The sequence below is a fragment of the Microbacterium foliorum genome, from assembly GCF_003367705.1.
GTDB lineage: Bacteria > Actinomycetota > Actinomycetes > Actinomycetales > Microbacteriaceae > Microbacterium > Microbacterium foliorum.
The window spans coordinates 1,512,825-1,530,737 of the sequence record NZ_CP031425.1 but is presented as its reverse complement, the minus strand read 5'-3'; the positions used below and the strand labels follow the sequence as shown (position 1 = coordinate 1,530,737).

Annotated in this window: 18 protein-coding genes; 6 read left to right on the top strand and 12 right to left on the bottom strand. The window is 68.4% G+C overall.

All coding sequences use genetic code 11. The features are described from left to right. Positions 1-46: 46 nt before the first annotated feature. Positions 47-1,486, bottom strand: coding sequence for a cation:dicarboxylate symporter family transporter (locus DXT68_RS06955; protein WP_045255661.1), 1,440 nt, complete (start codon positions 1,484-1,486; stop codon positions 47-49). Between the two features lie 162 nt (positions 1,487-1,648). Here DXT68_RS06955 and DXT68_RS06950 point away from each other — a divergent pair, with 162 nt between their 5' ends. Together DXT68_RS06950 and DXT68_RS06945 are read left to right on the top strand one after the other, a co-directional pair. After that, positions 1,649-2,920 carry a sensor histidine kinase gene (locus tag DXT68_RS06950; RefSeq protein WP_045255662.1) on the top strand — a complete coding sequence of 424 codons (1,272 nt, stop codon included), beginning with the start codon at positions 1,649-1,651 and terminating at the stop codon, positions 2,918-2,920. Beyond that, the gene (locus tag DXT68_RS06945; protein WP_045255328.1) at positions 2,917-3,612 is read left to right on the top strand and encodes a response regulator; all 696 of its coding nucleotides are present in this window, start codon (positions 2,917-2,919) and stop codon (positions 3,610-3,612) included. Before DXT68_RS06950 ends, DXT68_RS06945 begins: the two co-directional genes overlap by 4 nt. 60 nt (positions 3,613-3,672) lie before the next feature. Here DXT68_RS06945 and DXT68_RS06940 read toward each other — a convergent pair whose 3' ends face one another. Together DXT68_RS06940 and DXT68_RS06935 are read right to left on the bottom strand one after the other, a co-directional pair. After that, positions 3,673-4,317, bottom strand: coding sequence for an FMN reductase (locus DXT68_RS06940; protein ID WP_045255329.1), 645 nt, complete (start codon positions 4,315-4,317; stop codon positions 3,673-3,675). Between the two features lies 1 nt (position 4,318). After that, entirely contained in the window at positions 4,319-5,542 is a 1,224-nt protein-coding gene (locus DXT68_RS06935) for an LLM class flavin-dependent oxidoreductase (RefSeq protein WP_045255330.1), read from the bottom strand. Between the two features lie 108 nt (positions 5,543-5,650). Here DXT68_RS06935 and DXT68_RS06930 point away from each other — a divergent pair, with 108 nt between their 5' ends. Together DXT68_RS06930 and DXT68_RS06925 are read left to right on the top strand one after the other, a co-directional pair. Then, positions 5,651-6,808 (top strand): acyltransferase family protein, encoded by a 1,158-nt coding sequence (locus DXT68_RS06930; RefSeq protein ID WP_045255331.1) that lies wholly within the window; start codon positions 5,651-5,653, stop codon positions 6,806-6,808. Beyond that, positions 6,805-7,668, top strand: a complete 864-nt coding sequence (locus DXT68_RS06925; protein ID WP_045255332.1) for a serine hydrolase domain-containing protein — start codon at positions 6,805-6,807, stop codon at positions 7,666-7,668. Before DXT68_RS06930 ends, DXT68_RS06925 begins: the two co-directional genes overlap by 4 nt. 12 nt (positions 7,669-7,680) lie before the next feature. Here DXT68_RS06925 and efeB read toward each other — a convergent pair whose 3' ends face one another. Genes efeB through efeU form a run of 3 tightly spaced genes read right to left on the bottom strand, consistent with a single transcriptional unit; the run spans position 7,681 to position 11,205 of the window. Beyond that, positions 7,681-8,994, bottom strand: a complete 1,314-nt coding sequence (gene efeB / locus DXT68_RS06920; RefSeq protein WP_082069039.1) for an iron uptake transporter deferrochelatase/peroxidase subunit — start codon at positions 8,992-8,994, stop codon at positions 7,681-7,683. A 22-nt stretch (positions 8,995-9,016) separates the two neighbouring features. After that, positions 9,017-10,249, bottom strand: coding sequence for an iron uptake system protein EfeO (gene efeO, locus DXT68_RS06915; protein ID WP_045255333.1), 1,233 nt, complete (start codon positions 10,247-10,249; stop codon positions 9,017-9,019). Then, entirely contained in the window at positions 10,246-11,205 is a 960-nt protein-coding gene (gene efeU, locus DXT68_RS06910) for an iron uptake transporter permease EfeU (RefSeq protein WP_082069040.1), read from the bottom strand. Before efeU ends, efeO begins: the two co-directional genes overlap by 4 nt. Positions 11,206-11,369: 164 nt before the next feature. On the opposite strand from efeU, the gene DXT68_RS06905 reads away from it, so the two are divergent. Continuing rightward, positions 11,370-12,374, top strand: coding sequence for an isopenicillin N synthase family dioxygenase (locus DXT68_RS06905; protein ID WP_115760471.1), 1,005 nt, complete (start codon positions 11,370-11,372; stop codon positions 12,372-12,374). 5 nt (positions 12,375-12,379) lie between these two features. Here DXT68_RS06905 and DXT68_RS06900 read toward each other — a convergent pair whose 3' ends face one another. The 6 genes from DXT68_RS06900 to DXT68_RS06875 form a co-directional block, all read right to left on the bottom strand. Next, positions 12,380-12,709, bottom strand: coding sequence for a transcriptional regulator (locus tag DXT68_RS06900; protein ID WP_045255336.1), 330 nt, complete (start codon positions 12,707-12,709; stop codon positions 12,380-12,382). Next, positions 12,702-13,565, bottom strand: a complete 864-nt coding sequence (locus tag DXT68_RS06895; RefSeq protein WP_045255337.1) for a hypothetical protein — start codon at positions 13,563-13,565, stop codon at positions 12,702-12,704. The genes DXT68_RS06900 and DXT68_RS06895 overlap by 8 nt, the downstream gene beginning before the upstream one ends. 155 nt (positions 13,566-13,720) lie before the next feature. After that, a complete protein-coding gene (gene rpsO / locus DXT68_RS06890; RefSeq protein ID WP_017203073.1) occupies positions 13,721-13,990 on the bottom strand; it encodes a 30S ribosomal protein S15 in 270 nt (89 codons plus the stop codon). 204 nt (positions 13,991-14,194) lie between these two features. Next, positions 14,195-14,749 carry a YceI family protein gene (locus DXT68_RS06885; RefSeq protein ID WP_045255338.1) on the bottom strand — a complete coding sequence of 185 codons (555 nt, stop codon included), beginning with the start codon at positions 14,747-14,749 and terminating at the stop codon, positions 14,195-14,197. A 180-nt stretch (positions 14,750-14,929) separates the two neighbouring features. Beyond that, positions 14,930-15,298 (bottom strand): FKBP-type peptidyl-prolyl cis-trans isomerase, encoded by a 369-nt coding sequence (locus DXT68_RS06880; protein WP_045255339.1) that lies wholly within the window; start codon positions 15,296-15,298, stop codon positions 14,930-14,932. A 282-nt stretch (positions 15,299-15,580) separates the two neighbouring features. Continuing rightward, positions 15,581-16,915, bottom strand: coding sequence for a PrsW family intramembrane metalloprotease (locus DXT68_RS06875; RefSeq protein ID WP_082069041.1), 1,335 nt, complete (start codon positions 16,913-16,915; stop codon positions 15,581-15,583). An 88-nt stretch (positions 16,916-17,003) separates the two neighbouring features. On the opposite strand from DXT68_RS06875, the gene DXT68_RS06870 reads away from it, so the two are divergent. Further along, positions 17,004-17,873, top strand: a complete 870-nt coding sequence (locus DXT68_RS06870) for a fumarylacetoacetate hydrolase family protein (RefSeq protein ID WP_045255340.1) — start codon at positions 17,004-17,006, stop codon at positions 17,871-17,873. Positions 17,874-17,913 lie beyond the last annotated feature (40 nt).

The following is a 17,913-nucleotide window of genomic DNA, read 5'->3' as shown; positions in this document are numbered from 1 at the left end:
GAGCCGACGAATCGTCGACTCCCGCATCCCTCTCCCTCGCTCGGGCTCAGCCGCGCTCCTCGCGTGCACGTGCGCGTGCCTGCTTGGCCGCCATCTCGTCGAGTGCGGACTCCTTGAGCCCCTGCACGTCGACGGCGCTCTCCTCGTCCACCATGCCGTGATCGTCGACACCGTCGAGCTGCGACTCCTCGAACGGGATCCGGCCACTCAGCACCTGTGTCACCCGGTCGCGGTCGATCTGACGCGTCCAGGTGCCGATGAGCAGGGTGGCGACCGCGTTGCCGGTGAAGTTGGTGAGCGCGCGTCCCTCCGACATGAAGCGGTCGATGCCGACGATGACGCCGACGCCGTCGACCAGGTCGGGGCGGTAGGCCTGCAGCCCGCCGGCGAGCGTCGCGAGCCCTGCACCGGTGACGCCGGCGGCGCCCTTGCTCGCGATGATCATGAACACGAGCAGCCCGATCTGCTCGCCGATCGCCATCGGCTGCCCCATTCCGGTGGCGATGAACAGCGAGGCCATCGTCAGGTAGATGGCGGTGCCGTCGAGGTTGAACGAATATCCGGTCGGCACGGTGATGCCGACGACCGGCTTCGAGACGCCGATGTGCTCCATCTTCGCGATCAGTCGAGGCAGCGCGGACTCCGACGACGACGTGCCGACGATCAGGAGGTACTCCCTGGCGAGGTACTTCACGAGGCTGAAGATGTTGACCCGGGTGACCGCGTAGAGCAGCGTTCCCAGCACGACGACGATGAACAGGAAGCAGGTGATGTAGAACGCGATCATCAGCACGCCCAGACTCCAGATCGCGGCCACCCCGGTCTTGCCGACGACCGCGGCGATCGCGCCGAATGCACCGAGCGGCGCGAGCCAGAGGATCATTCCGAGGATGCGGAAGACCAGCTTCTGCAGGTTCTTCACCGCATCCATGATCGGGGCGCCCTTGTCACCGAGTCCCTGCAGCGCGAAGCCGACCAGGAGGGCGATGAACAGCACCTGCAGGACGCTCTCACCGGTGAACGCGGAGAAGAACGTGGTGGGGATGATGCCGAGGATGAACTCGGTCGTGGTCTTCGCCTCGGTGTCGGTCGCGTCGTAGTTCGAATTGGCCATGTCGAGGCCGGACCCCGGGTGGATGATGTTGCCGACGACGAGGCCGATCGCGAGAGCGAACGTCGACATGACCATGAAGTACAGCAACGCCAGACCGCCGATCTTGCCGACGGTTGCCGCCTTGGCGATCGACCCCACTCCCACGACGATCGTGCAGAAGATGATCGGCGCGATCATCATCTTGATCAGCGACACGAACCCCTTGCCGATCGGCTCCAGGCTCTGACCGACCTGCGGCCAGAGCAGCCCCACCGCCGCGCCGAGGACGACCGCGATGATCACCGACACGTACAACCAGGTGTGCCTGTCCCAGGCCTGCTTGCCTCGGCGAGAATTGAAACCGGGAAGGGAGAACCCCGTCGTGATGGCCATGTTTTCCTCCTTGATCATGAACGTCGTCGTCTCATGACCGACGGCGTCGTCGCCTGTCGGTGTGTTCACCGTCGCCGACTTCCCTCCTCGGCACCATTTGTGGTCGTATTGGTCACTACCGAGATCACGGACCCCGCGATCACCGCCGATCGGAAGGACCCGATGAGACCCGCGCGCAGCATCGCCTCACGGGTCTTCCTCGTACTGCTGGTCGCGGCGGTGGTGCTCGGGGCACTGGTCGCGGTCTTCCTGGTGGTGGACGCCCAGCGGGCCACCCATGCCGAAGCCGAACGGGTCACGGCGGCGACCGCGGCGACCGTCGCATCCTCTCCGCTCGTCGTCGACATGCTCGGGGGCGAGGATCGCACGGCGATGAGCGCCGGACTCGAGCCGTACGCGCTCGACGTCATGGCCGATGCAGGTCTGGACTTCGTGACGATCATGACCCTCGACGGCACGCGCGTGACCCACCCGGATCTCGACCAGATCGGTGCGCGCTACCTCGGCACCATCCCCGATGCGCCGCGGCCGCTGACGGAGGTGTTCACCGGGACACTGGGCCCGTCTGTGCGCACGATCGTTCCGGTGATCGGATCCGGCGGCGACCCGGTCGGCTGGGTGTCCTCCGGCGTCACCATCGAGTCGATCTCGGAGACCCTGGTGCGCAGGCTCCCCCTCTCTGTCGGCATCACCGCGGGCCTCGTCGCCTTCGGGGCCATAGGCGCCCTGGCGGCTCGCCGATTCACCCGCCGGATCGCCGGGGATCTGCCGCCGGGGCAGGTGCGCGACGCGGTGTCGTCGTACGAGTCCCTGCGCCCCCTGGGCGACGCGATCCGCGCGCAGACCCACGAGCACGGGAACCGCATGCACACCGCCGTCGCCCTGCTCGAGCTCGGGCGCACGGACGAGGCGATCGACATCCTGACCGAGACATCGCGGCAGAGCCAGTCGCTGGTCGACCAGGTCACGGCCCGTCGCGCCGGCGACCCTGCGGTGGGAGCGCTGCTGCTCGGCAAGGCCTCGCAGGCCAAGGAGCGCGGCATCGACTGGCGGGTGCGCATCGATCCCGACACTCCCCGCTCGCCGCTCTCAGCGGTCGAGAGCGTCGCCGTGCTCGGCAACCTCATCGACAACGCCATGGATGCGGCGGGTGAGGCCGAGGAGCGCTGGGTCGAGGTCACTCTGCAGACGGCCGTCGACGGAGGCATCCTCCTGGAGGTCTCGGACAGCGGCCGAGGGATCCCCGTGCCGATCCGCGAGCAGATCTTCGTCCAGGGGTTCTCGACCAAACCCGCCGATACGCACGGACGCGGCGTCGGCCTGGCACTCGTCCGCTCGGTGGTGCTGGGGGCGGGCGGCACGGTCGCGGTGTCCGAGCACCCGACGACCTTCCGCGTCGCCCTCCCGCCGACCCGGGGGAAGGCACCGAGATGATCCGCACCCTGCTCGTCGACGACGACGCTCTGACGATCGAACTGCATCGGACCTACCTCGAGCGGATCGACGGCTTCGTCGTCGGCGGAGAGTGCACCGGAGCCCGCGCCGCGCTCTCGGCCGTGCTGGCACAGCCGACGGATCAGCCGTTCGACCTCGTGCTGCTCGACCTGACGATGCCCGACGGTTCGGGCATCGACGTCCTGCGTGCACTGCGCGCCCGCGGCGCGGCAGTCGACGTGATCGCGATCACCGGCGTGCGCGACGCCGAGAGCGTGCGGCAGATGGCCGCGCTGGGGGTGCACCAGTACCTGGTCAAGCCCTTCCCGTTCGCCGTCTTCCAGGAGCGCCTGACCGCGTACCGGTCGCACCGTGAGCAGGCGCGTGCGACCGACGGCGAGGCCACCCAATCGGAGATCGATGCCCTGCTCGGCCGTGCCACCGGCACCGTCTCCATCCCGAAGGGACTCTCCGACGCGACGCTGCAGAAGGTCATCGCGGCGCTGCGTGCGGGAGGCGCGATATCGGCGAGCGAGGCGGCCGAGCGGCTCGGCATGTCCCGCGTGTCGGTGCGCCGATACCTCGAGCATCTCGCCGATACCGGTGTGGCGATCCGCGGCGCACGGTACGGGGCACGGGGTCGCCCGGAGACCGAGTACGGCTGGAATCGCCGTGCGGGTGGGCGTGGCTGACCTGCACGGCCGGAAACGCGAGTGCGCCGCTCGACCGTGGTCGAGCGGCGCACGACGAGGTCACTCGCCGGCGAGACCGCCGAGCATGTGACCGAACGACCGGCCCTCGCCGAGGTAGGTCGCGGGATCGTACGGGTCGAGGACCTCGGTGGTGTCCCGCCTGGCGATGGCCTCGGCGAGCTCACGCGCACCCTTCTCCACCCTCTTCGCGAGAGGGGCGACGTCGTCGCCTGCTCCGCCCCAGTCGCTGGAGGCCGCGAACACGCCCGTCGAGACGGCATCCGCATGCAGATAGGCGAAGAGCGGGCGGATCGCGTAGTCGATGGCGAGCGAATGCCTGGCCGTGCCGGCGTTCGCGCCGATCAGCACGGGCATCCCGGCGAGCGCGTCGGGATCGAGCACGTCGATGAACGACTTGAAGAGGCCGTTGTAGCTCGTCGAGAAGATCGGCGTGACCGCGATGAGCGCGTCTGCGGACACCACGGTGTTGATCGCGGTCTCCAGCGCCGGCGGCGCGAACCCGGTGAGCAGATTGTTGGTGATGTCGTGCGCGTAGTCCCGCAGCTCGACGACGTCGACCGTCGCTTCGATGTCATGACCGGCGAGAGCCCTGACGGTCTCGGCCGCGAGGCGATCGGCCAGCATGCGAGTGGACGACGGGTTCGAGAGGCCGGCCGAGACGACCGCGATCCGACGGCTGGCCATCTCAGGCACCCTTCCGGCTCAGACCGAAGGCGGAACCGGCGGGAGCGGGCGTGTCCTGGTAGGGCGAGTCACCGGTGAGGTTGTCGCCCCGGTTCGCTCCGGGCCGCGCCTGGCGGGTCGGGCCGTCGCCGAACTCGGCCAGAACCCGCGATGCATGGGTCGGGGCGTCCGGGACGTTCGCCGGACGGTCCTTCGCGAGCTCCTTGCGCAGCACCGGCACGACCTCGGAGCCCAGGATGTCGAGCTGCTCCAGCACCGTCTTCAGAGGAAGACCGGCGTGGTCGATGAGGAAGAGCTGCCGCTGGTAGTCCCCGTAGTGCTCCCGCATCGCGGCATAGCGGTCGATGACCTGCTGCGGCGACCCCACGGTGAGCGGGGTCATCTCGGTGAAGTCCTCCATGCTCGGACCGTGTCCGTACACGGGGGCGTTGTCGAAGTACGGGCGGAAGCGGTTCACGGCATCCTGCGACTTCGCCGCCATGAACACCTGACCGCCGAGGCCGACGATCGCCTGCTCCGGCGCGCCGTGTCCGTAGTGCGCGTACCGCTGACGGTAGAGCTCGATCAGACGCTGGTAGTGCTCCTTGGGCCAGAAGATGTTGTTCGCGAAGAATCCGTCGCCGTAGTAGGCGGCCTGCTCGGCGATCTCGGGTGTGCGGATCGAGCCGTGCCAGACGAACGGGGCGACACCGTCGAGCGGACGCGGCGTCGAGGTGAAGCCCTGCAGCGGCGTACGGAACTTGCCTTCCCAGTCCACGACGTCCTCACGCCACAGCTTGTGCAGCAGCGCGTAGTTCTCGATCGCGAGCGGAAGACCCTGGCGGATGTCCTGGCCGAACCACGGGTACACGGGACCGGTGTTGCCGCGACCCAGCATGAGGTCCATGCGGCCGTCCGACACGTGCTGGAGCATCGCGTACTCCTCGGCGATGCGCACCGGGTCGTTCGTGGTGATGAGGGTCGTCGAGGTCGACACGATCAGACGCTCGGTCTGCGCGGCGAGCGCAGCGAGGAACGTGGTGGGGCTGGACGACCAGAACGGCGGGTTGTGGTGCTCGCCGATCGCGAAGACGTCGAGACCGACCTCCTCCGCGTGCGTGGCGATCCGCAGGGTCGCCTTGATGCGCTCCTGCTCGCTCGGCGTGATGCCGGTCGTGGGATCGCGGGTGATGTCGCTGACCGACATGATGCCGAACTGCACCGGGACGCCTGCCTGCTCGCTCATGATTGCTCCGTCTTCTCGAATCGGGTGCCGCGCATCCGGTTCTATTCATGTGAATGTATATGAGTCAACGCGATCCCCACAACTTTATTCCCCGAGTAGCCTCGGAGGATGCACAGCACCGGAGCCGACCCGACGAGCCCCGCCACCGCGTCCGCCCCGAGACCGCGCAAGAGAGTCCCCTTCTGGGACAACGCGCGGTACGCCTGCATCGTGCTGGTGGTGCTGGGACACGCGATCCAGCGGCTCACGTACGACTCCGACATCGCTCTCGCGGCGTATCTCGCGCTGTACGCGTTCCACATGCCCGCGTTCGCGATCATCTCCGGCTACTTCTCGAAATCCGGCTCCCCCACGCGGGTGCAGATGGCGAGGGTCATCACCGACATCCTCGTCCCCTACGTCATCTTCGAGTTCCTCTGGACCCTCACGAAGTGGTTCGTCGAAGGACAGGCGGATCCGAACTTCACGAAGCCGTCCTGGACGCTGTGGTTCCTGCTGGCGCTGGGGATCTTCCGCCTCGTCCTCCCCTATCTCGCCCTGCTGCGCTGGCCACTGCTGTGGACGGTGATCATCTCGGTGGGCGTCGGCTACCTCCCCAACGTCGACAGCACGTTCTCGCTGTCGCGCACCCTCGGGCTGCTGCCGTTCTTCGCGCTGGGCTGGTGGCTGCGCGATCGCGACGTCGTCACACGCCTCCGCCTGCTCGACGTCCGCCCCTGGTGGGTCAGGGCGACAGCCCTGTGCGTGCTCGGCATCGCGGGCTTCGCAGCGTGGAACTGGATCGACGTGTGGAAGCAGGTCGACCTCGGCCGGTGGTTCTTCTACGAGGATGCCTATGCGGACCTCGGCGGCGAGCAATGGTGGGCGGGTGGCGCGCGCATCGCGCTGATGCTGCTGGCGGTCATCCTCAGCGCCGCGTTCTTCGCCCTCATCCCCCGCGGCACCCACTGGTGGACGCGATTCGGCCAGTACACGATGTACGTGTTCCTCCTGCACTCCTTCGTGCTCTACCCGTTCCGCGAGTCAGGAGTGCTGCGGGACCTCGATCCGACCTGGCTGTGGCTGCCGCTCGTGACCCTGCTGTCGGTCGTCCTCGCCCTGGCTCTCGCGACGAAGCCGATCCGGTCGATCTTCCGCCCCCTCGTCGAACCCCGGCCGCGCTGGCTGTTCACCGACCCGGAGCTCACCGGCAGGCAGGGACACCGCAGCGACCCCACCGGCTCCCGGCGGCCCCGGCAGACTCCGGATGCGAGCGTGAAGCGGTGACCCGAGCCGCGCGGATCCGCGATCTCATCGTCGAGCAGGTCGATGCGACGGGCTTCGTCGCACATGGTCTGCACGTGCGCATCGGCCACGACGTCGCCGAGTACCGCTGGACCGAGGACGTCCGAGAGGAGATCCATTCGGTGGCGAAGGCGGTGTGCGTCCTGGCCGCGGGCATCGCCGTGGACGAGGGACTCGTCTCGCTCGATGCACCCGTCGCCGAGTACGTGCCGGACGTCGTCCTCGGAGACGGTGTCGAAGAGGTGACCCTCCGGCATCTGCTCACGATGTCGAGCGGCATCGATCTGCCCTACTCGGAGACCCTGATGACGGACTGGCCCGATCTCGCCCGTGAGTTCCTCGGTCGTCCGACATCCGGTCGCGTGTTCCAGTACTCCAATGCCAGCAGCTACACGGCGATGGCAGTGCTGGCGACCCGGACAGGCGACATCGTCGACTATCTGCGGCCGCGGCTGCTCGACCCCCTGGGTCTCGGCGACATCGCCTGGGAGCGCTGCCCGCGGGGTCGGGTCGTCGCCGGCAGCGGCATCGCTCTGCGCACCGAGGAGATGTCGAGACTCGGACGGCTGATCCGCGACCGCGGCGAATGGGAGGGCGAGCGCCTCGTCTCCGCAGCACTCATCGACGGGATGCACTCCGACTGGGTCGCCTCGGGCCAGAACCCCGGGTACGAGCGGTATGCACTCGCAGGCTGGGACGGCCCCGGACCGCAGTGGCGACTGCACGGCGCACACGGTCAGCTCATCCTCTTCGCCGGAGATGCGGTCGTGACCATCAGCGCCGACGACCACCTCGGAGCGGACTCGACGGCGGCCTTCGTCGCCGACCTCCTCGACGCCTGACCGGGGAGCGGGTCAGGCGAAGAGCTCCGCGCCGACGTAGGAGCCCGATGTCGCCCCGCGCGGGACCGCCCAGATACCCGATCCCACGTGTCGGATGTACTCGTTCATGCGATCCGTCGAGAGGGCTCGCTGCAGGCTGACGAACTGCGCGGGATCTCGCTGGTACGAGAGGAAGAACAGCCCTGCGTCGAGTCGCCCGAGATCGTTGTTGCCGTTGACGTAGTTGAAGCCGCGGCGCAGGATGCGGATGCCTCCGTTCTGCTCCGGATGCGCGAGCCGCACGTGCGAGTTCGCATCGATGGCGGAGGTGCCGAAGTCGGGCGCGGTGAACTCGTCGCCCCCGGAGAGGGGAGCCCCTGAGCCCTTGTCCCTCCCGACGATCGTGTCCTGTTCCGACAGGCGCACCCGGTCCCAGGTCTCGATCAGCATTGCGATCCTGCGGGCCACGAGGTACGACCCACCGGCCAACCAGGCGGGCTCGTCGTCCGCACCGACCCAGACGTGCGCCGCGAGTGCATCGGCGTCGTCCGCGAGGATGTTCGCCGTGCCGTCCTTGTAGCCGAAGAGGTTGCGCGGAGTGGTCTGCGCCGAGGTCGTGCGCGACGTCTTGCCGAAGCCGAGCTGCGACCAGCGCAGCCGTGCGCGCCCGAAGGCGATCCGGCTGAGATTGCGGATCGCGTGCACCGCCACCTGCGGGTCATCGGCGCAGGCCTGGATGCAGAGGTCGCCGTGGGAGCCCTGCGGATCGAGGTCATCGCCCAGGAAGGCCGGCAGCCGTTCGAGTCCTTCGGGTCGCTGCGCGGCGATGCCGTAGCGATCCCCGTCCTCGTTCTCGAACAGGCTCGGGCCGAAGCCGATCGTGATCGTGAGCGACGCCGCCGGCAGCCCCAGCGCCTCGCCGGTGTCGTCGGGCGGCACCTCGGCGTCCCCGCCGACAGCGCCGGTGGCGCTCACCTCGAGCCCCGCGACCATCCTGGAGGCTGCGTACGACCAGTCCTGCAGCAGCGAGATCAGGTCGTCGCGGTCGGTACGGGGCATCATGTCGAACGCGGCGAAGTGCAGATGCTCCTGCACGGGCGTCGTGATGCCCGCCTGATGCGCGCCGAAGAAGTCGTACGCCCGCTGCGCATCGTCGGCAGCCTCCGCCCTGCCCGCCGCGGTGCCGCCGACGAAGCCCGCTCCGACGCCTGCCGCGAGGGAGGCTACGCCGCCCCCGAGGGCGAGTCCGAGCAGTCCTCGGCGGCTGAGACCACCCGACGAGGGTGCCGCGGACGGCGGCTCCGACACGGACTGCGCGTCGGCGTCGTCGTTCGATCGTTCGTCCACGTGCGAGACCGTACCCTTCGGATCAGTCGAGGACCGTGCCGGTGAGCTGCGACAGCGGCTCCGCGAGGGCGTTGATCAGATCGGTGAACTCGCGCTTGTCGGCATCCGTGAGCGCCGAGTACCCCACGAATCCGTCGGCGAGGGAGCCGTGTGCGGCGAGAGACCCCTCGAGGGCGGTGTATCCGTCCTCGATCTCGGACACCAGCGCGGCGCCGTCGTCGCCCTGCGCCGCAGCGAAGTCCTGCACCAGGGAGAACGCCATCTTCGACCCCTCGACGTTCGCCGCGAAGTCGTAGAGGTCGGTACCGGACCACCAGTCCTCCTCGCCCGAGATCTTGCCTGTCGCGACCTCGTCGAGCAGCGCGATGGCGCCGTTGGAGATACCGCCGATGCCCTGATCGTCCAGTGCCGCGGTGAAGTCGTCGGAGTGCACGTAGTCGTACAGCTCCTGCACGTCGGCCAGCAGCTGGTCGCCGTAGTCGGCGCGCTCCTGGCTCGTCGAGGGCGCCCAGTCCTGCCATGCCGGAGTCTCGCCGTCGGCGTTGAGGGCATCCTGCGCCGGCACCCACAGGTCCTTCTCGATGCGGTGGAATCCCGTCCAGTCGAGCCCCTCGGCCACGGCATCCACCTCGCGGTAGTCGATGCGCGGGTCGAGCGTGCCGAGCGCCTCGGCGACCGGCTCGATGCGCTCGTAGAAGGCGCGCGTCTGCGGGAAGAGCGTGCGCGCGGTCTCGTCGTCGCCCGATTCGTAGGCCGCGACCAGTGCCTCGACAGAGGGAACGAGCTGTCCGACCTGATCCTTCACGAAGGCGGCGTAGAGGTCCACCGCCTGCTGCTTCTGCTCGGAGTCCTCCCCGGCGACCTCGACCCGGTCTCCGGTCACCGTGAACTCCGACTTGCCGACGCCCTCGCCGATCATGCCCGGCTTGCACAGGGTGAAGTACTTCCCGGGCTGGGCGACGACGGTCAACGTGCGCGACGCGGACGGCGCGATGTTCTCGACCTCGCCGACGATGCGCAGGCCGTCCTCGGCCAGCAGGTAGAACTCGGACGTCTGGCCGCTGTCGTTCTTCACATCGAAGGTCAGCGTGCCGCTCGCCGCGGTGGCACCGGAGACGGCGCACGCGGAATCGGTCGACGACACGTCGAACGCCGCGCCGGAGGCGACGTCGCTCTTCGCGACGCAGCCGCTGAGGACGAGAGCCGCGGCGCCTGCCGCGGCGACGGCACCGATGATTCGACGAGAGGTGGTCATGCTGCTCCTTGCTGGGTGAGGGTGGCCGTCGAGCCGCTGTCCACGGACGCAGACGGGGACGGGGACGGGCGAGAAGAAGTGGGGAGACGGGATCGCAGCCCGCGGACGAAGAGCGATCCGACGATGAGGACGTACGCCGACCATGCCGCGACCTGGAGCCACGTCATCCGCGGCATGAAACCGACGGTCGCCTGGAGAACGGTCGCCCAGGCGCTGTCGGGAGCGATGACGTTCGTGACGTCGAATGCCCAGCCGAACGGGAAGGCCGCCCAGCCGAGTGCCACGGCGCCCGTGACGGCATCGATCGGAGCGGCGGAGGTGAAGGGACCGGGCAGCGCACCGGCCTCCTGGAGGTCCATGATCGCGTATGCCAGCACTCCTGCCGCGACGATGACGAGGAATCCGCTCGTCCAGGTGAAGAACCTGCGCAGGTCGAGTCGCACCGCACCGCGGGCGAGCAGCCAGCCGATCACCACGGCGACGAGCAGGCCGAGGACGGCGCCGATCAGAGCCGCGGGCGCGTCGCCGAACGACTGCACCATCGACCACAGCAGAAGCGTGGTCTCGATGCCCTCCCGTGCGACCGAGACGAAGCCGATCGCGATCAGCGCCCAGATGCCGCCCTGGGTGAGCGCCCGGTCGAGCCCGCCCTCGAGGGTCGCCTTCATGGTGCGGCCGGCCTTCTGCATCCAGAAGATCATCCAGGTGACCATGCCCACCGCGAGCAGGGAGAGCAGACCGCCGATCAGCTCCTGCGCCTCGAAGGTGAGTGTGTAGGCGCCGAAGGTGAGGATCGCTCCGATGCCCAGCGCCAGGGCGATGGCGAGTCCGACGCCGGTCCAGAGTCGCGGCAGCGCGTCGCCGCGTCCGAGCCGGCGGAGGTAGGCGACGAGGATGCCGACGACGAGTGCGGCTTCGAGGCCTTCACGGAGGCCGATGAGGAAGGTGGCGAGCACGGAGGAACACTCTCTGACACAAGAAATGAGGTAAGGCATCCCTTACCTCCAGAGACTTTAGCACCACCGCGGGTGTGTGTTTCACCGTGCGTTCCGCGCGCACGCCGCGGGTAACGCGGCGCAACACAGCGCCACCCTCGAGAGGACCGAATTACGCTCGGGTCATGGCTGATCTCTCGCTCCCCATCCTCGACCTCTCCCAGCTCGACGCCGGCCCCGAGGCCGCGGCGCAGTTCCGCGACGAGCTGCGCGCAGCGACGCACGACGTAGGGTTCTTCTACCTCACGGGGACCGGCATCTCCCCCGCACTGGAGGAGCGTCTGCACCGTGCGGCGCTCGACTTCTTCGCACTTGCGGAGGAGGACAAGCTCGCGATCGAGAATGTGAAGAGCCCGCACTTCCGCGGCTACACGCGCGTCGGCGGAGAGCGCACGCAGGGCAAGGTCGATTGGCGTGAGCAGATCGACATCGGCCCCGAGCGCGAACCCGTCGAGGGAGGCCCGGCCTTCAATCGGCTGACCGGTCCGAACCTGTGGCCCGCCGCACAGCCCGAGCTCAAGGCCGTCGTCACCGAATGGCATGACACCCTGACCGAGATCGCCCGCAAGCTGCTGCGCGCCTGGGCGCTCACCCTGGGGGCGGACGAGACCTACTTCGACGAGCCCTTCCACGACCCGTCGACCCTCATCAAGATCGTGCGCTACCCGGGCACGAACGACCCCGAGCCGCAGCAGGGCGTCGGCGCGCACAAGGACTCGGGCGTGCTCACGCTGCTGTGGGTCGAACCGGGCAAGGGCGGCCTCCAGGTGGAGCGCGACGGCGAATGGGTGTCCGCGCCGCCGGTCCCCGGCGCTTTCGTCGTCAACATCGGAGAGCTCCTCGAGTACGCCACGGGTGGATACCTGAAGGCGACCAACCACCGGGTGATCTCGCCTCGCGCCCCCGAGGAGCGCATCTCGATCCCGTTCTTCTTCAACCCCGCGCTGGATCAGCAGCTGCCGCTGCTCGAGCTCCCCGAGGATCTCGCCGCCGAGGCGACCGGGATCACCGAGGACCCGAACAACCCCATTCACGCGACCTATGGCGAGAACGCGATGAAGTCGCGCCTTCGCGCGCATCCCGATGTCGCAGCGATCCACCACCCCGACCTGGTGTCATCCCGGAACTGAGCCGGTCAGAGCGAGGGACCCCCGCCGAGCGCGACGATCTCCCGCAGCGCCTGGAGGTGGCCGGCGAAAGCCGCGCGACCGGCCGCTGTCGAATGGACCCACGTGCGGGGGCGATTGCCGAGGCTGCCCTTGCGGGCGACGACGTACTCCGCCGCCTGAAGGTGCGAGATGGCCTTGCTCAACGGTGAGTCACCGCACTGGAGGATCTCGCGCAACGCCGCGAAATCCAGTTCGACGCCGTCGCCGAGCGATGCAAGAAGCGAGAACCGGATCGGCGACGCGAAATTGTCGTCGAGCCTGGTCCGCGGGTGCGGCCGGGACCCGCTCTCACTCACGCAGATCACGTCCGGGGACGAATGAGACGGCGATGAACAGTGCGATGATGCCCGAACCGCTGAGCACGCCGACCAGAACCGGAATCTCGTCGACAAGCACCACCAGAGACAGCACGGAGGCGGCTACGGCGAAGGCGGCGAGGTGGGGCCAGCGCCAGGAGGCACCGACGGCGGGGAGGCCCATCTCTGTGCGCGCCGCCGTGAACCAGGCGAACAACACCAGCACGACGAGCAGCAGCAGCGCGCTCGTCAGAGTCCCGTCCGACGAGGACCCGAGCATCGCGAGCACACCGAGAGCGACGCCGACGCCGATCGTTCCCCACCGCACGCCGCGCGTGAGCGGGGCGGGATGCGACCGTGGAGGGCGACCGTCACCGGCCGCACGAGCGAGCTGCACCACCCCGTAGCCGCCATACCCGAGCAGCACGAGCGCGGCGGGGATCCACATCCCGATCGCCGGGAACCGGGGATCCCAGACCACGAAGCCGAACACGACGAATGCCGCGACCGTCAGCACGGCCCCCGAGACCCACAGCAGCCAACGCGACCGCGTCAGGCGCCACTGCATCCCATTGCGCTGCGCGATGCCACCTGCCAGCTGCCCCCACAGGATGAACCCGAAGAGGATCACCTGGCTCGCCCCCACCTGTTGGCCGCCACGTAGGGCCGCCGCCATCGCGACGAGGTACACGGCGGTGATGACGGCATTCGCGATCTGCAGCCACGCCAGCCCTCGCCGATCGACGACACGCCCGCGTCGATGCACCACCGCGTCCGCCTCATCGAGATAGCTCTGGGCGAGCTCCGCGCTCGGCGGTGCGAGCGCCTCCTGTCCCTGGACCGGCTTCTGGTCCATCGTGTGTCCTCCGATCGCTTTCCACTAGGAAAGCACATTACTTTCCTACTGGAAAGACATCGAGAGATCAACCCCGGACATGACGAAGACCGCCCCACACCTGGGACGGCCTTCTCAAGAATGTTTTGCGCGATTGTACGCGCGAGCGCTCTGCGTTATCGGCGGAGACCCAGGCGAGCGATCAGCGAGCGGTAACGCTCGATGTCGACGCTCTGGAGGTAGCCGAGCAGACGACGGCGCTGACCCACGAGCAGGAAGAGGCCACGACGCGAGTGGTGGTCGTGCTTGTGCTCCTTCAGGTGCTCGGTGAGGTCCTTGATGCGCTGCGTCAGCATCGCGGCCTGCACCTCGGGGGATCCGGTGTCACCGGGGTGCGTCGCGTACTCTTCGATGATCGCCTTCTTGACGTCTGCTTCCAGTGCCATAGATTCGATCCCCTCTCTGCTTGTTGCGCGGTGCCCGACGCCTGATGCGTGAGCTCTCTTTATCCGCGGCCGATCAAACGGCAACCTGTCGAGTCTACCAGGCATCTGCACCGTCGCAGGACGCGAGCAGACGAAGATCCACCGCCCTGGATACGGCGAGAACCCCGAGCCTCCGGGCCCGGGGTTCCCTCATGCGATCCGAGATCAGTCCTGCTGCAGAGCCGCCTGCAGGTCGAGGTTGATCGTGACGTCCTTGCCGACGAGCACTCCGCCGGTCTCGAGGGCGGCGTTCCAGGTCAGACCGAAGTCCTCGCGGTTGATGACGGCCTTCGCCGACGCGCCCGCCTTGTAGTTTCCCCACGGGTCGGAGCCGAAGCCGCCGAAGTCGACCTCGAACGTGACGGGCTTGGTGATGCCGCGGATCGTGAGATCTCCGTCGACGAACAGCTCACCCTTCTCGGCACGTGCACCGGTGGAGACGAAGTCCATGGTCGGGAAGTTCTCGGTGTCGAAGAACTCGGCCGACCGCAGGTGCTGGTCGCGTCCCTCGTCCTTGGTGTCGACGGAGGTCACGTCGACGCTCGCCTCGACCGTGGTCTCGAGGGGGTTCTCGGGAGCGGTGAGCGTCGCGCTCTTCACGCCGAAGGTGCCGCGCACCTTGGAGATCATCATGTGGCGGACGCTGAACGTGACCTCGCTGTGGGCGGGGTCGAGGACGTAGGTGCCGGGACGGTAGCCGGGGATGTCGATGGTGGTCATGGTTTTCTCCTCGGAGACGGGGGCCGCAGGTGGCGGCAGGGATGAGGGGCCGCGTTCACGGCGTCACGCGTAACAACTTACATGCGTACGCATATATTCCGCTGTACGTGGGCAATGTCGCACGAAAACGCAGAAGGCGCCGAGCCTGTCGGGGCGCGGCGCCTTCATCGTTCGTCGGGGTCAGCCGACCTTCACGAGGTCGATGATGAAGATGAGGGTCTTACCGGAGAGGAAGTGCCCACCTCCCACGGGGCCGTAGGCGAGGTGCGGCGGGATGACGAGCTCACGCCGACCGCCCTCCTTCATGCCCGGGATGCCGTCCTGCCAGCCCTGGATCAGGCCGCGCAGCGGGAACTGGATGGTCTCGCCGCGACCCCACGAGGAATCGAACTCCTCGCCGGACTCGAACTCGACTCCGGCGTAGTGCACGGTGACGGTGTCGCCGGGCTTCGCCTCGGCTCCGTCCCCTTCGATGATGTCGCGGACCACGAGCTCCGCGGGAGCGGGGCCGGTGGGGGCGTCGAACTCAGGCTTTGTGCGATCAGTCATGATGTCCATCCAACCCGAGCACCGGGGGCACGGTCAACGCGACGGCGCCCGCTCACAGCGAACACGTCGGATCCTGCCAGCTGGCCGCTCAGCGCACCGCAGCGCACCTCGACCCCGAGGGCGCGCGGAAGGCAGGTCTTGACACCCGTCGGCACCGGGTGCACCCTGTTTACAGACCAACTCAGCGCCCGGTAGACATGCAGGCATCGCCGCAGCACCGGGCGCTGAGTCTTTCCCCCGGCACCCGGCACTGCGCGAGTGATCGCGCCGCCACCGAGGCCATCAGTACGCCAGCAGCGCCGCCCTCGCCGCACGCGTGCGCGCGAGCAGTGCCTGCTCGTCTACGGGGGCCATCGGATCCCGCCCGGTGATCGCCCGTTGGCGCACCGAGGCGAGCATCGTCGCATCCTTGATGAACTGCCGCATGAGGGGGCGACGGTCACCCCGCAGCTGCGAAGCCCAGGCCAGCCCGGTCTTGCGTCCAGCCGGCGTCGCCAGCATCGTGACCTCCTCGGGTGTGAACCACCCGGCGGCGGCGTAGTCGCCGAGTCGTTCCCTGGTGAGGCGCGACTCCTCACGCCTCAGCGCGATGATGCCGAAGATGAAGCCGACGAACAGCGGCACCTGCAGCACGAAGTACAGCAGGAAGAAGTTCACGAAGGACGATCCGTTCCACAGGCCGTGCAGCAGCATCGCACCGAGCATGCCGAGGACGCCGAACCCGAGCGCCGCACCGGCGGACGCGTGGCGTCGGGCGGCGAGACCGATCGCCAGGCCGGTCAGCGACGTGAACATCGCGTGAGCGAACGGAGACATGATCGCTCGGAGGATGAAGGTCACGGTGAGCTGCCCGCTGCCGCCCTCGATGAGGCTGACCGCGAAGTACTGGATGTTCTCGGTGAAGGCGAAGCCGGCGCCCACCAGTGCACCGTAGACGACGCCGTCGACCGGACCGTCGAACGAGCGCCGGGCGATCAGGAAGATCAGGAAGACGCCGATGCCCTTCCAGAACTCCTCCACGATCGGAGCCTGGACGACCGCTCCCGCCGCCTCGCTGCGCAATCCGAAGACCGCGGTGAGACCCAGATCGACCAGCAGGGTGAGGCCCACCGCGGCGATAGCCCCCCAGGCGATGGCGAAGAACACCAGCGACTTGGGCTCCGGTTCCCACCGGTCGATCATGCGCACGACGAAGAACACGATCGCCAGCGGGACGAGTGCGAGCACCAGGCCGATGAACGATGCGGCCGCGCCGAGGAAGAGCCCGAAGTAGGCCACGAGAGCGAGCATCAGCAGACCGAGGAAGCCGAAGAGCGAGTAGAGAGCGATCCGGCCGCCCCGTCGCCCTGGCGGAAGAGGGGGAAGCCCCGGCGCGGGCGACGGCGCCGCAGGAGCCGGCGGCGAGTAGGGGGTCGGCTGCGCGAGCACCGAGGCGTAGACGGGCTGCTGCGCGAACTGCGGCGGCGTGTAGTTCGACCGGGCGTACTGCTGGGGCGAGTACTGCGGCGGCTGTCCGTACTGCGGCGGCTGCCCGTGCTGCGGCTGTTGTCCCTGTTGCTGCGGCTGGGCGGGCGGCGGCGAGTAGGGCGATGGCTGGGACGGTCCTCCGGAACTCATAGCGAAAGCATATGGCGAACAAGCTCCTCCGCCCGGGTATGGCGACTTCCTCCAGCCGATCCGGGGCCGCACCGGATAGCGTAGGAGTATGCGGTTCGCTCATCTGCGCCGTGCCAACTCCCCCGCTGTGCATCTCGCAGTGGTGGAGGGGGCCGACGCCATCCTCGTCTCCGATCTCCTCACCGACCCTCCTGCGACTCTGCAGCAGCTGATCGAGAGCGGTGAGCCGGCTCTCGCCGCCCTGCGCTCTGCGGTCGCCGGCGGCGAGGCTCCCCGGCATCCGCTCGACGGGTGGGACTACGCGTCGGCCGTCATCACTCCCCCGGCGGTGCTCGCCGTGGGCCTCAACTACGCCGCGCACTCCAGTGAGCTCGGCCTGAAGACCGACGCGGCGCCGACGGTGTTCACGCTGTGGCCGAACTCGCTCACCGGTCATGAGCAGACCACCTCCTGGCCGCGCGCGCTGAGCGAGGCCGTCGATTACGAAGCCGAGCTCGGGGTGCTCATCGGCACCCCGGCGAAGGACGTCGCCGAGGCCGAGGCGCTGTCCCATGTGTGGGGCTACACCGTCGTCAACGACATCACCGCGCGCAACGTGCAGTTCTCCGAGGCGCAGTGGTCGCGCTGCAAGTCGTTCGACGGCTTCACCCCGACGGGCCCCTTCGCCGTGACCGCCGACGAGATCGCGGATCCTCAGGACCTCCACATCTGGGCCGTCGTCGACGGGCAGACCGTGCAGGACGCCAGCACCGACCAGATGGTGCGATCCGTCGCGAAGCTCATCGCGCACCTCTCGCAGTCGCTGACCCTGCTGCCGGGAACCCTGATCTCCACCGGGAGCCCCGGCGGCGCGGGCTACTCCCGCGATCCGCAGATCTTCCTCCGCGACCGTTCCACCGTCACCGTCGGCATCGACGGCATCGGCGAGCTGACGACGCACTGTCGCGTGCAGGACTGACCGCAGCTTCTGCTCCCTCGCAGACGACGAAGGGCCCGGC